Raw genomic sequence first — 14178 nt, forward strand, 5'->3', positions numbered from 1 at the left:
GCGGCGCGCATGTAAACCCGCAGCGCGGCGGATACTATGCGTATATTTTCCGGCCGCTCCCCCGGGGAGACGAAGGCCGGATTTCGAAGGCGGTGACTGAAGTTGGAACGGAACAAAAAGCGAAGAAGCAGACGGCTGGCAGCCGGCATCCTGCTTTCGACCGTAGGCATCGGTCTGGCTGCAATCCTTTTGTTATATACACATCCGAGTTACATCTACATACCGGATCGGGAGCACGTCCTGAACCCGCGCCGTCCCGCCGCGACGGTTCGCACGGCGCAGACGCCGGAAAACCCGGAGCCGACGGACGAGGAAACGCTCGATCTCGGCAGGCGGGCGTTCTACGGCGAGACGTTCGGCAATGAACATTTTCTTATGGATATCATGGGGCTGCTGGACGGACCGCTGACGATACGCGGGATTCTGAAGGCGACGGCGGCGCTGAAAGGCGAAGGCACGACGAATCTGCGGGTGGCGGCGGAGAAGGACGCCGTCATCGGCGGAAGAACGATCCGCAAGGGCGATCTCCTCGACACCGGCCTGGACGTCGCGAAGGGGTCGTATGTGCCGCTTGGCCTGAAAGTCTCGCTGGACAAGGGCAAGCCGCGGGTCGGCGTCGGCTGCATCGCCTGTCACGCCGTCTACGATCCGGTGAGCGGCAAGGTCGTCGAAGGTCCGCCGAACACCGATCTGAACGTCGGCCTCCTCCTCGCCATGGGCAACAACTCGGCCGCGTTTTTCACCCACACGGGCGTGACGACGGAGCAGATCCGCGGCCTCATCCGCTTCAAGGAACAGGCCAAAAGCTGGGTAACGGACAGCGAAGGGAAGCGCACGCCGCTGCCGGATCCGGACGAGCTCGAACGGCTGGTCGACGAACAACTCATGAAATGGCCGCCGGGTTCCATCGACACAACCATCGACATGGAGAACAACCCGGTCCAGATTCCCGATTCATTCACGCTCGGCGATCACCCGTACAACTGGAACGGCACGGCTTTCGCCGGTCCGTTCAAAGGGCTCATGACGTTCTCCGGCGTCCCGAACGCGCAGAATATGGACGCGCTGGCGCAGGCCGGGCTGAGCAAGCCGCTCTTCGGGCTCGACAAGGAAGTGTACATGGGGATTCTGCTGCAGCGGGCGGCCTCGTCCAAATATCGTTACGACCCGGCCAAGGGAACGAAGCCGTCCGAACAGTTCGCGGCCGTCGACCCGACGCCGGACTCGCCGGGCATCATCCAGTCGGTGCCGTCGCCCGCCCATCCGCGTTCATCCTTCGTATCGGTATCCGGCGTCCTGTCATCCGTTCCCGGATACCCGATCAACCGGCATACGCTGGCGATGTCCGCCTACCAGAATACGCTCAAGCCGCCGCGTTCGCACCTGAAAAGGGACGCGAAACTCGCGGCGGAGGGCAAAGCGGTGTTCCGGCGGGCCGGGTGCATCACCTGCCATGCCGGACCGTACCTCACGAACAACCGGATTGTCGCGACCGATGTCCTCGGCACGAACCCGTCGCGCGCCCGGTCGTTCAAGAAGACGGAGAAGTTCTGGGGACCGCCGCTCATGTACGATTACGATACGCCCGTGCCGCTGCCCAAGAAGATGAAGCTGCACCGGATGCCGCTGAACGGCATGTCCGAAGAACAGATCAAGCTGGCATTCGCGCACGGCAATTCGCCGGGCGGCTACAAGACGCCGAGCCTGTACGGACTTTACTGGTCGGCTCCGTACCTGCACGACGGCGGCGTCGCGGCCGGACCCGAGCCGGGACAATACGGCATCCCCGGCACGTTCAAGGCCGGCATCCTGCCCGACCCGGCCGAAAGCCTGCGCGCGCTGGTCGACAAGCGGCTGCGCGAGCGGGTCGTCAAGGCGAACCAGGCCGACAAGGACTTGCGCGAAGCGAATGTCGAAGGGATCGGCCACAACTACTGGGTCGATGAGACGACCGGCTTCACGCGCCGGGAGCAGGATGCGCTCATTCACTATCTGCTGACGCTGCACGACAAGGACGAATAGATCGGGCGCATCCGCATTCGACACGCAGGTTCCGCTCCGCGCCGGAATCATGTACACTGTTCTGTGTGGCCGCGAGTTGCGCGGCGCATGAGAACGGCCTGCATGGGAGAAGGCTGCGGAGGATCGACATGTTGCTGCAACTATCGGGAATCGCGAAAAGTTTCGGCGCCAAACCGGTGCTGTCCAATATTTCGTTTCACGTGAATGAACGCGAGCGGATCGGCATCGTCGGCGTGAACGGCGCGGGCAAGTCGACGCTGCTCGCGATCATTGCCGGCGAGCTGTCGCCGGATGACGGTGTGGTGAGCAGGCGCAAGGGCATGCGGATCGGGTATCTGGCCCAAAGCAGCGGGCTGCAGTCCGACCGGACGATCGACGAGGAGATGCGCGCCGTGTTCGCGGATTTGCTCGAGATGGAGCGGGAGCTTCGGGAGATGGAAGTCCGCATCGCCGATCCGAAGGAGATGGAAAATAAAACCCGCTACGAGGAGCTGCTGGCCCGGTATGCGGCGCTGTCCGATACGTTCCGCGAGCGCGGCGGATTCGAGATCGAAACCCGTATCCGCAGCGTCCTGCACGGCATGGGGTTCGGTCAGTATCCGCCGAACACGCCGATCGCCTCGCTCAGCGGCGGGCAGAAGACGCGCCTCGCGCTGGCGCGCATTCTCCTGCAGGCGCCCGATCTGCTCATTCTGGACGAACCGACGAACCATCTCGACATCGAGACGCTCTCCTGGCTCGAAGACTATCTGCGCGGCTATCCGGGCGCCATTCTCGCCGTGTCCCACGACCGCTATTTCCTCGATGCGCTGGCGGACAGCATCATCGAGATCGAACGGCACGCCGCGAAGCGGTACACCGGCAATTACAGCCGATACATCGAACGGAAGGCGGCCGAATACGAGTCCGCGCTCAAAGCCTACGAGAAGCAGCAGGACGAGATCGCGCGCATGGAAGATTTCATCCGGCGCAACATCGTCCGCGCCTCGACGACGAAGCGGGCGCAAAGCCGGCGCAAAATGCTCGAGCGCATGGAACGGATCGAGCGGCCGGCCGGGAATGTGAAGCGGGCGTCGTTCGCCTTCGAGATCGACCGCCAGACGGGCGCAGACGTGCTGGACGTGGAGGATCTGTCGGTCCGGTTCGAAGGCAGCGACCGTCCGCTGTTCCGGAACGTCTCGTTCCAACTGAAGCGCGGGGAGACCGTCGCCATCGCCGGCCCGAACGGCATCGGCAAGTCGACGCTGCTGAAGGCGCTGCTCGGGCGGATCAAGCCGCAGACCGGCACGGTCCGGTTCGGCGCCAACGTGAAAATCGGCTACTACGATCAGGAGCAGTCGCAGCTCCATCCCGACAACACCGTGCTCGACGAGGTGTGGAACGCTTTTCCCCATCTGGAGGAAGTGCGCATCCGCACCGTGCTCGGCAATTTCCTGTTCAGCGGCGACGACGTGCTGAAGAAGATTTCCTCGCTGAGCGGCGGCGAGAAGGCGCGGGTCGCCCTGGCGAAACTGATGCTCGAGCGGGCGAACGTGCTCTTTCTGGACGAGCCGACGAACCATCTGGACCTGTACAGCAAGGAAGTGCTCGAGACGGCGCTCATCGATTTCGAGGGGACGCTGCTGTTCATCTCGCACGACCGCTATTTTCTCAACAAGATGGCCGAGCGCATCATCGAGCTGACGCCGGACGGCGTGCGGGTTTACCTGGGCAACTACGACGACATGCTGGAGAAAAAGCGCGAGCAGGAGGAGCTGCGGCTGGCCGGCGAGACGGCGGAGCGTACGGCGGATCGGACGGACGGCGGCGGAGCGGCGGATGCCGCCGGGGCACGCAGCGGCGCGGGCGGCGGGTCATCCTACGAAGCCGAGAAGCAGGCGAAGCGGCAGGAGCGCCAGCGCCAGCGGCGGATCGAGCAGCTGGAAGCGGAGATTGAAGCGCTGGAGGCGGCCATCGCGGCCGTTGAAGCGGAGCTCGCCGACCCGGCCGTGTATCTGGATTACACGCTCGTGCAGGAAAAGCAGCAGCAGCTCGACGAGAAGCGCGCCGCGCTGGAAGCCGCGTTCGCGGAGTGGGAACAGTTGATGGCCTGACAAGCATGCGGAAAGCCCGTCTGTCACCGAATGCGGCAGACGGGCTTATATATGTCCGGGGAGTCCCGCGGCTTCCCGGCCTCAACGGCGCCGGTCCTTCGGCAGCAGGAACGCCAGCAGCCCGATCAGCGGCAGATAGCTGACCGCGTCGATGACCGGGATCGGGTTCTCGCCGATCGCGCTCATCCATTCGCCGAGGACGACGGCGCCGAGCGCTCCCATGCCGAACGCGAGGCCGACGATCAGGCCGGACGCCATGCCGACGTTGCGCGGCATGAGTTCCTGCGCGTAGACGACGCTGACGGAGAATCCGGACATCATGATGAAGCCGAGCACCGTGACGACCGGGAAAATCGCCTCAAGCGGCAGATACGGCAGCGCCAGCGCGAACGGAGCCGAGCCGACGATCGAGAAGATGATCATATTTTTGCGGCCGAACCGGTCGCCCCAGATGCCGCCGAAGAACGTGCCCGCCACGCCGGCCCCCAGATAGAGGAACAGGGCGAGCTGGGCGGTCTGCTTCGACACCCCGAATTTGTCTTCCAGATAGAACGGGTAGAAATTGTTGATGCCCGCGGCGTACCACGAACGCGCGAACACGATCAGGACGAGCAGCGTCAGCGCGAAGGCGACCGTGCGGCCGGACAGACCGTCGTGCAAGGTCCGGCCGTCCGCCGCCTTGCCTTTGCGCTTCACCGGCACCCCGTATGCGGCGAGCTGCGTGCGATACCACGGCACGACGTACAGCGCGACGGCGATGGCCGCGGCGGCGAGCAGCATCCCCCAGGCCGCGCCGCGCTGGCCGAGCGGAATGAAGATCGCGATCGTCATGAGCGGCGCCAGCATGGAACCGGCGTTGCCGCCCATCTGATAGATCGATTGGGCGAAACTTCGCCGCTCGCCCGCGGCGAAATAAACAACCCGCGAACCTTCCGGGTGAAAGACCGCCGAACCGATGCCGATGAAGACGGTTGCCAGAAGCAAGGTCCAGTAATTCGGCGCGAACGCCAGCCCGGCGATGCCGAGCAGGCTCATCCCCATGCCGACCGGCAGCATGCCGGGCGTCGGATGCCGGTCGGAATACAGGCCGACCACGGGCTGCATGACGGATGAGGTCATATTGAGGGCAAAGCTGAGCCACCCGATCTGCGACAACGTCAGCGCCAGCGAATCGCGCAGCACCGGGAACAACGCCGTCACGACCGTCTGCATCGAGTCGTTGAGCATATGGATTGCGCTGACGGCGAACAGGATCGAATAGACCGTCGCGGTCTGCACGGCCATGCGGGTTTGAACGGCTGTGTTCAATGAAATGCGTCTCCTTCCGGGTCCAAAAGTGCGTTAGACCAAGTGTAGGCCTGGCGTAAACACGCGTCAAACGGCGGAAAAGGCGAAATACGCGGAAATAACCCCGCCCCGGACCGTGTCGGCGCGCCGGAGGCTGTCATCTGCCGCCGCGGGCGGTTTTCAGGCGGCGGAACTTCCGGAATGAACCAAAAAAAGCCTCCCGCCCGACGGATGGACGGAAGGCTTCTTCCCGCGCGGCGCTTACGGCTGAAGCGTTTCCAGCAGCAGCCGCAGCCGCTGCTCGTGCGCGCGCGGAATGTATTCATGGCCGAAGTAGCGGAACACGGAGATCGATTTTTCGCAGTTCAGATGGTTGTACGCCGCGAACACCGTCGACGGCGGCGTGATCGTGTCGACGAGGCCGATCGACACCCATGTCCGGCACTTGACGCGCGGCGCCAGGTTCATGACGTCGAAGTAGGACAGCGTCCGCTTCGCCCGCGCTTCAATCTCCGGATCGCCGTTGCGGCGGAAAAATTCGTTCAACTCCAGGTACGGACCGCTCGGCGTAATGTCGATCGCCCGCTCGAAATGCGCCAGATACGGATAATCCGCGGCCGCGACGACCGGAATGTCCGACAGCGCCGCAGCGGCCAGCGTCAATGCGCCGCCCTGGCTGCCGCCGCTCACGCCGATGCGCGTGCGGTCCACCTGATCGAGCGATGCGAGCACTTCAAGCGCCCGGACCGCGTCCATGTAGACGCCGCGGTAGTAATATTCATCCTCGGACAGAATGCCTTTCGACATCCATCCCGCTTGGGCGCCGTGGCTGTAGACGGTGTTGTCAGCGCTTTCGCCCTGCTGACCGCGGCACAGCATGAGGAACGCCGCATAGCCGTGGAGCGCCCAATTCACCGTGTCGTGAATCTGGCCTTCCATCGCCCAGTTGTAGCCGTGGTACAGCATCAGCCCCGGGAACGGACCTTCGCCTTCGGGCAGCGCCAGCCAGCCTTGAATGGTCGCGCCGCGAAAGCCCGAATAGACGACCTTGAACATACGCACGCCCCGCGCCGGGTAATCATGCGGCGTCAGTTCATACGACAGCGGCGTTTCCGCCAGTTCGCGGAGCGTCCGATCCCAGAACGCGTCGAAATCGGGCTGCCGCGTAAGCGGGGGCTTGTACTTCTCCAGCTCGCTTAATGGAAGATCGTAAGGTTGAGCCACGTCGAGCATCTCCTCTCCAGACGGTGGGTTCGGGTTCAGTGTAAAACAAGGCCCCTTGCCTGGCAAGGGGCCTTATGATCATCGGTTTTACAGCCCGATCCAGTCCGCGAACGACTGGACGGTGATCCGTCCCGGCGCAGCGGGCGCGAACGCCCGTCCGGCTGCGCCCCGGCCGAGAAACTCGACCGTGACCGGAATGCCCGGGATGAGGTCGAACCAGTTGTCGCTGAAGACGCCTTCCGCTTCGGCGAACAGCGCGACCTGCTTCGCGAGCGTGTCCGTCTCGAGCGTGAACGCCGTTCCGTTCGAACCTGCCACTTCCCGGATCGTCACTTTCGCCCTGGACAATTGGATGTCCTTGGCCGGGACGAAGTAGTGCAGCTTGCTGTCGAGCACTTGACCGTCCGCCGCAAGATCGGCTTTCAGCACCGTGCGCTTCGGATCCGCTCCTTCGAGCAGACCGTCGACGGAAGACGACCAGACGACCGCGGTCGCGTTCGCCTCCACCTTCGCCGGTACGCTGAACTGCTTGAGCAGCTTGCCGTCGAAATCATACAGCGCTGCGTGCAGCGTGCCGTCGATCGGCTGCAGGACGTCGGAGACGATATGAATGTCCACTTCGCCTTCCTTCGTGCCGTCGATCGACACCATGATGTCCTTCATGCTCTTCTTCGCGTAGTACTGGATCGCTTTCCAGCGGCCGTAGTAGTCCATCGACGCCCACGACGCCACCGGCCAGCAGTCGTCCATTTGCCAATACAGCGTGCCCATGCAGAACGGCTTGCGGCGGCGGTGCGCCTCGATCGCGAACTTCATCGCTTCGCCCTGCAGCACCTGGCTGACGGACAGGAACGAGACGAAATCCTTCGGCTCGGGCAGATACATGCTCTGATATTGCTTGATCAGCTTGTTGCCGGACGGATGCCGCTGGTGGCTGAGCATGACGTCGGAGAGCAGTTCCATCTCGTGATCCTGCGCATACGAGCGGACGGTGCGCTCTTCCGGGAACGACTGGAATCCGTATTCGCTCATGAACCGGCCGAGGTTGAGCGTGTAGCGCTCGAACGGCTCCACTTCATGCCAGACGCCCCAGTAGTGGATATCGCCGGACGTCGTCCGCTTGCCGGCATGCTGGTTCGCGTCGCGCGTCAGTCCCTGCATCGGCGAAGACGGCCAGTAGTCCGCCTCCGGCGCCAGCCGGCCGACGACTTCCGGAAGCAGCTCGTGAAAAATCGCCTCATAATCCGCCCACAGCTTCTCCCGGAGCTCCGGCGAATACTCCTTCTTCCAGCCCCAGCCCGCGTCCTCGATGTAGTGCGACCAGGCGGTGTCGATCTCGTTGTTGCCGCACCAGAGCGCGATGCACGGATGATTGCGCAGCCGCTTCACATTCTGCTCCGCTTCGGCGCGCACGTTCGCCAGGAACGCTTCGTCGCCCGGGTACAGGCTGCATGCGAACATGAAGTCCTGCCAGACGAGAATGCCGTACTCGTCGCACAGCTCGTAGAACGTGTCGTCCTCGTAGATGCCGCCGCCCCAGACGCGCAGCATGTTCATGTTCGAGAGCGCGGCCGACGCGATCTCATGTTCGTAACGCTCCCGCGTCACTCTGGTGACGAAGCTGTCGAGCGGGATATGGTTCGCGCCTTTGGCAAACACCTTGACCCCGTTCAGTTCAAAATAGAACGACGTGCCCCATTCGTCCTTCTCGCGCACGAGACGGATCGAGCGGAGGCCGGTCCGAACCTGCCGCGCCGCCGCCTGCCGGCCGGATGCCAGCAGCTCCGCGCGGAACGTGTACAGGTGCTGGGCCCCGAGCCCGCGGCTCCACCACAGCTTCGGGCGCTCGATCGCCGCATCCAGCTCGATCGTCTGCGTGCCGGGCGCAAGCGCCACTTCCCGCTCCCAGACGCGCCCGTCCGCCGACAGCCGGAGCGTGCCGCTCCATGCGCTCTCGGCTTCGACTTCGACGACGGCGGTCAGCTTTGCTTCTGCCGCCGTTACGCTGCGCTGGCGGATGAACAGGTCGGCGATGCGCACACCGGACCAGGCTTCGAGCCGCACTTCACGCCAGATGCCGCTCGTCACGAACCGCGGACCCCAGTCCCAGCCGTAATGATACGGCGCCTTGCGCGCGAAGACGCTCACTTTCTTGTCGCCGAGGCCGCCGTTCTCCGACTGGTCGTTCACCGCCGGCAAGGCGTAGCCCAGCTTCTCCAGCTTCGGCAGATCCTCGTTGATCGGCGAACGGAACCGGATGTGCAGCTTGTTGCCCGCGGCCTTGAGCAGCCGCTTCACTTCGACGCGCCATGTGCGGAACATGTTGTCCGCAGACAGCACATGTTCGCCGTTCAGCGTCACATCGGCATAGGTGTCGAGACCGTCGAACACGAGATCGACCCTGGACTCGCCGAGCACCTCGGCCGACACGTCAAACGTCGTCTCGTATACCCAGTCCTGCTTGTCGATCCACTGCAGATCGCGCTCGTTCGTCCCGTGAAACGGGTCCGGAATCTTGCCGTTCTTGAGCAGATCGGTGTGGACGCAGCCCGGCACGACGGCCGGCAGCCAATCCTTGTCGCCGACGCCCCGGAATTGCCAGTTGCTTGTCAATCGTTGAACCGCGTTCATAACGTCCTCCCGGCAGATCAGATTCTGCTGATTTTCACACACATTATACACGAGCTTGTTCAATAGGTAAATTGAATTCCGGGCAATTTTTGTTCATTTTGTTCACTTTTGCGCAGAAAATTTTGATCTTTACTGGTATTCTTCCGATGCCTGTGCTATAATTTTAACAAAATGAACAAATTGATCATTCTTGTTGACAATACCCTCCGCGGAAAACTGGCAGGTGAATTTTGCGCTCCCATGAAACGAAAAGCAACCACCAGCGACATCGCCCGGATGCTCGGATTGTCGCGCACGACGGTGTCGAAGGCGCTGAACGGCCATCCGACCGTGCCGCCTTCCACGCGGCAGCGGGTACTCGATATGGCCGCGCAGCTTCACTACAAGCATTACCGGCCGGCCGACCAGGCAAACCGTGCGGAGCAGCGCGAAGCGGCCGGCGCCGCCATGCGCACGATCGCCTGTCTGATCCGGTCGAGCCTCGCCCGTTCGGGCAGCAAGGGCTACTGGGTGGACGTGCTGCAGGGCATCGAAGAATCGACGCGGCGCCGCGGCTGGAACATGGTGCTGCATTTTGTCCACCAGGAAGACCTGGAGTCGCTGCGCCTGCCCCGCTCGCTCACGGAAGCGCATGTGGACGGGGTCATCATGGCCGGCATCACCCGCCTGGCCTACGTGCGGGCCGTCGCCGAACTCGGCATGCCGGCCGTGCTGATCGATCATGACAGCGCGGCGCGGGCCGAAGACGCCCTCTTCGACACGGTGCTGATGGAGAGCGAGCAGAGCGTCTGCGATCTGACCGCGCGGCTCATCGAGCTCGGACACCGCCGCATCGGCTTCATCGGGGACATCGCCGACTGCCTGTCGTTCAGGGAACGATGGAACGGCTTCCGGCGGGCGATGATGGACGCCGGGCTCCCCGTCGATCCGGCCTGCTGCGCCGTGGCACCGAAGCCGGGCCACTATTACGACGGCGCGGAGATCGCCGAGGCGCTCGCCGCCATGCCGGCTCTGCCGACCGCCTTCGTCTGCGCGAACGATGTCGTCGCCGTCCGGACGATCCAGACGCTGGGGCGGATGGGACTCACCGTCCCGGAAGACCTGTCCGTCACCGGCTTTGACGCCATCGAGACGGACACCGACCCGCTGCCGGACGGCCTGCAGCTCATGTCCGTCCGGATCGACGCGGTGCGCGTCGGCTCCCGCGCGTTCGAACAGCTCGCCCTGCGGATGGCGCAGCCGGATCGGCCCATCGAGCATATCCGGCTGGCCACCGTGCCGGTGGCGGGAACGTCGGCCGCGCCGCCAAAGGCTTGACGCCGCCGCCGCAAGACGCCGAACGGCCGGCCGGGTATGACACCCGACCGGCCGTCCTTATGCTTGTTCAAGGCTCTGCAAAGTATGTCAGCACGAATACGAGCGGCGCATTGTAGTCGATCGCGTACTCGTTCGTCGCCCATGATCCGGGCGAATCCAGGTAAGCCTTCGCCGGCGGCGGCGACTCGCGCTCCAGCAGTTTGTCCAGCTCCGGATCGCCGCCGAATTTGTTCGGCCCGCCGACGAGCAGCCCCGGAATGTACGTGCCCGTTCCCGTAATCATCCGGCTGTGGGGATAGTCCGGCATTTCCGTCCCCGAACCGGTCAAATACGTCGTGCCGAGCGCGTTGCGCCCCAGCGTGTAATGCAACTGGTCGAGCGCTCCGTGCACATAGGCTTCCTTCGGCTCGAGCTCATGCGCAAGCAGGAGCAGCTCGGCCTTCGCCATGCCGTTCTTGGCGGACGCCCACGTGTACTCGTTCGGCGACAGCGCGTAACGGTAGCCGTCCCGCTCGATCCGGCCGACGATGTCGTCCGCCGCCTTCACCAGCTTCTGCCTGAGCGACGCCTTGACGGCCGGATCGCCCGCTTCCGCCGTCGCGTAGGCGAACTGTCCGAGCGCCAGCGTCGAGCCCCAGCCGATGATGACCGGCTCGCGCTGAAGCTGATGAGACAGCTTCTCGCCGATGTACGCCGCGTACCGCGCATCGCCGGTCGTCTTCAGCAGCTCGGCCGCCGCCCAGAACCGGTCGTCCTGGTCGCCGTTCTTGTCGTAGCCGCCCGAACCGTTGTCCTGGCGCTCGCTCTTCAGGACGATTGGCTCCGGATGCGCTTCGAGGAAGCGCCAGGCCCGCTCGGCTGCTTCGAGCAGCCTTCCGGCGTATTCGGCATCGAACGGCTCGTAGACGCGTGCCGCCAACGCCATGGCGCCGGCGAACATGCCGGTGCCGTAAGTCGTCATGCCGAAGACGTACCGCGGCTGCGTGTCGTCCTCCGGCCGGATCATGCCCGGCCATGTCATGCCCGACACCTTGTGGTAGACGGCGCCGTCGGGCCGCTGCATCTTGAGCAGCCAGTCCAGCTCGTATTTCACTTCCGCCAGCGCGTCGGGCAGCCCCGGCACATCGCTCGCGAACCCGGCCGGGAACTTGAGCTGCCCGGCGGCGAACTTCTCCGGGTTCAGCTCGTACGCGAGCAGGAGCTGGGCGGCCGTCACCGCGCCCGGCGTCACGTACTTGCCGTAGTCGCCGGCATCGTACCATCCGCCGCTGACGTCGACCGGCGTGCCCGCCGGCGCGTGCGGATGGTCGATGTCGAGCCGCGCCTCGGCATCCTGCAGATGTCCGGCTTCGTGCTTCAGCCCGGTTATCGGGTCGTCGATCGCCAGCCCTGCGCGGCCAAGCGTATAGGAGCGCAGCGCGTCAAAGAACGGCGCGTAATAGACGTTCCGGGCGATGCGGAACTTCCGCGACGACCCCGCCCCGGGCACGACGACCGCATACTCGCCTTCTTCCCGCAGGGCGCTGAAATCCAGATGCCGCACCCGCTCGCCCGAATTCGCGTCGATTTCGGCCCGGCCGACCTCTCCTTCGAAGACGACCGCCCGCGTCTCCGCATCGACGACCTGGAACCGCTCGGCCTCAGCCTCGCCTTCGAGCACCGCCACCTTGGGCGCGTCGGGCAGATAGCCGACCTGGTTGACCTTGATATCCTCGCCGTCATAGACCAGCTCCCCGGCATTCCACATTCCTTCGCCATCCTCTCCGCCCGCCGCATCGCCGGCATCCGATCCGCTGCCCGCGGAACCGGCCGCCTCCGCATGCTCCGGCGCGCGCTCCGCCTCGTTCCCGCCGTCCGCACATCCGGACGCAAGTCCGAACATCAGCATCAGGCTCAAGATCCATCCCGCCGTCCTGCCCATCCTGCTCATCCCGTGAACTCCCCCTGTATCCTTCTCATGCTCCAAAATGCGGCACAAACGCCTTCCGCTCGCTTTCCCCGCCGAATTTCCGACCGTGCCGTTAGGCTTATTTTCCTCTCATGCTCCTGCCCCGCCCGGTCGCCGCCGGTTTTCGTTCGTTATTGCGATCGTCCTATTCTTTGCCGAAGAACATGCTCGAAGCGTGCGAATATCGGACTATCCGCAGCCAAAATCCAGCGAATGGTTTACCATTTTTCGTTCGGATACGAAATGTATCTGGCAAGTTTTACAACGCTTATGGCAAATTCAGCTATGCTAAGATTGTCTTGCCGCGGCAAAATCATCCTGTGTGACGGAGGTTCGCCATGAAAAGGAACCTGCTGGTTGCGGCGCTTGCCGCATGCATCGCGCTGGCTTCGATGCCGCTCGCGGTTTTGGCCCATACATACAACGCGGAGCAAGTCCATGTCATCGACACCGTCAATTTCCGCACCCTTCCCTCCACATCAGGAGAACGGATCCGCTATCTCCGCAAAGGCGAAGTGCTGGATCTGATCGAGCGGACGAACGCCTACTGGCTCAAGGTCCGCGATGCGTCCGGCACGGTCGGGTATATCTCCTCCCTGGACAAATATGTGGAGATCAGGACTGCCGCCGTGACGACCGATCCGAACGGCGAAGTGATCTACGGCGTCAATCTGCGCACCGGTCCGTCCACCGATTCGGACGTCATCCGGATGCTGAAGAAGGGAGAGCCGGTCTGGATTCTCGAGCAGGTCAACAAGTACTGGTACCGTGTCGCCGACCGGGACCAGGTCATCGGCTACGCCAGCACGAACCCGAAATATATCCGCACATCGTTCGTGCCGCCGGTCGATACGCCTGAGGACCCGGGTCCCGCCCTGCCGGACGAGCCTTCCGTTCCGGCCGATCCCGATGAGACGGACAAAGACCTGATCGATCAGCCGGAAGAACCGGCATACAAGTTCGAGCCGAACGCGGTGATCGTCAGCACGGTCACGTTCCGGAAGGGCCCGAGCACGTCCGCGGAACGCATCCGCTATATGTATGCGGGCGAGAAACTGGCCGTCGTGAACAAACACAACGATTACTGGTATTACGTGCAAGACGCAGGCGGCGTCTACGGCTATGTCAGCACGAGCGCCAAATATATCTCGACCAGCTATGTCGAGCCCTACAAGAAGCTGGACCGCGCCGTTGCAGCCGAACAGGCCATCAACGCAGGTCTCAAATACCTCGGTACGCCGTACGAATTCGGCTCGAGCCGCAGCGACACGAGCACGTTCGACTGCTCCGACTTCGTCCGCCAGGCATACCTGGACGGCATCGGCCTCCGATTGCCCGGCGACTCCCGCAGCCAGGGTGCTTACGTGAAGGAGGTCGGCAAGACGAAGGACGACTGGCTAGCCTTGAACCGAGGCGACCTGATGTTCTTCATGTCCTACCAGGGAAGCAAGGCAGCCGACTACGCGAACGTCGACAAAACCAATGCCCGCATCACCCATGTCGGCATCTACCTCGGCGACGGCCAAGTGCTGCACACCTATTCCGAGAAATCCGGCGGCGTCCGGGTCGACAGCATCGCGGGCACCCATTGGGAGTACCGCTTCCTGTTCGGCGGGTTCGTCTACTGACCGCGAGCCTTCATAATTTCATTATATC

The 14178-nt window shown here is 63.5% G+C and carries 8 protein-coding genes; 4 read left to right on the plus strand and 4 right to left on the minus strand.

Annotated features, from left to right (window positions below):
* Positions 1-102 precede the first annotated feature (102 nt).
* Together C6W55_RS13610 and C6W55_RS13615 are read left to right on the plus strand one after the other, a co-directional pair.
* On the plus strand, positions 103-2022 hold the full coding sequence (locus C6W55_RS13610; protein WP_286893185.1) for an electron transport protein: 1920 nt from the start codon (positions 103-105) through the stop codon (positions 2020-2022).
* A 128-nt stretch (positions 2023-2150) separates the two neighbouring features.
* Positions 2151-4115: an ABC-F family ATP-binding cassette domain-containing protein gene (locus C6W55_RS13615; RefSeq protein ID WP_286893188.1), complete on the plus strand. Its 1965-nt coding sequence runs from the start codon at positions 2151-2153 to the stop codon at positions 4113-4115.
* Between the two features lie 81 nt (positions 4116-4196).
* On the opposite strand, the gene C6W55_RS13620 is transcribed toward C6W55_RS13615, so the two are convergent.
* The 3 genes from C6W55_RS13620 to C6W55_RS13630 form a co-directional block, all read right to left on the minus strand.
* A complete protein-coding gene (locus tag C6W55_RS13620; RefSeq protein WP_286893191.1) occupies positions 4197-5423 on the minus strand; it encodes an MFS transporter in 1227 nt (408 codons plus the stop codon).
* 240 nt (positions 5424-5663) lie between these two features.
* A complete protein-coding gene (locus C6W55_RS13625) occupies positions 5664-6626 on the minus strand; it encodes an acetylxylan esterase (protein ID WP_286893192.1) in 963 nt (320 codons plus the stop codon).
* 87 nt (positions 6627-6713) lie between these two features.
* Positions 6714-9257, minus strand: a complete 2544-nt coding sequence (locus C6W55_RS13630; protein WP_286893193.1) for a beta-mannosidase — start codon at positions 9255-9257, stop codon at positions 6714-6716.
* A 240-nt stretch (positions 9258-9497) separates the two neighbouring features.
* Between C6W55_RS13630 and C6W55_RS13635 the strand changes: the two genes are divergently transcribed.
* Positions 9498-10574 carry a LacI family DNA-binding transcriptional regulator gene (locus tag C6W55_RS13635; protein WP_286893196.1) on the plus strand — a complete coding sequence of 359 codons (1077 nt, stop codon included), beginning with the start codon at positions 9498-9500 and terminating at the stop codon, positions 10572-10574.
* Between the two features lie 67 nt (positions 10575-10641).
* Here C6W55_RS13635 and C6W55_RS13640 read toward each other — a convergent pair whose 3' ends face one another.
* Positions 10642-12504 (minus strand): glycoside hydrolase family 9 protein, encoded by a 1863-nt coding sequence (locus C6W55_RS13640; RefSeq protein WP_286893197.1) that lies wholly within the window; start codon positions 12502-12504, stop codon positions 10642-10644.
* Between the two features lie 356 nt (positions 12505-12860).
* Here C6W55_RS13640 and C6W55_RS13645 point away from each other — a divergent pair, with 356 nt between their 5' ends.
* Positions 12861-14150 carry a C40 family peptidase gene (locus C6W55_RS13645; protein WP_286893199.1) on the plus strand — a complete coding sequence of 430 codons (1290 nt, stop codon included), beginning with the start codon at positions 12861-12863 and terminating at the stop codon, positions 14148-14150.
* Positions 14151-14178: the final 28 nt, after the last annotated feature.

This window comes from Thermobacillus sp. (genome assembly GCF_003390775.1).
Lineage (GTDB): Bacteria > Bacillota > Bacilli > Paenibacillales > Paenibacillaceae > Thermobacillus > Thermobacillus xylanilyticus.

What these genes read in the sequence shown, in the direction of transcription:
- C6W55_RS13615 (WP_286893188.1), top strand. Translation starts at nt 2,151, where the DNA reads ATGTTGCTGCAACTATCGGGAATCGCGAAAAGTTTCGGCGCCAAACCG.
- C6W55_RS13630 (WP_286893193.1), bottom strand. Translation starts at nt 9,257, where the DNA reads ATGAACGCGGTTCAACGATTGACAAGCAACTGGCAATTCCGGGGCGTC.
- C6W55_RS13635 (WP_286893196.1), top strand. Translation starts at nt 9,498, where the DNA reads ATGAAACGAAAAGCAACCACCAGCGACATCGCCCGGATGCTCGGATTG.
- C6W55_RS13640 (WP_286893197.1), bottom strand. Translation starts at nt 12,504, where the DNA reads ATGAGCAGGATGGGCAGGACGGCGGGATGGATCTTGAGCCTGATGCTG.
- C6W55_RS13645 (WP_286893199.1), top strand. Translation starts at nt 12,861, where the DNA reads ATGAAAAGGAACCTGCTGGTTGCGGCGCTTGCCGCATGCATCGCGCTG.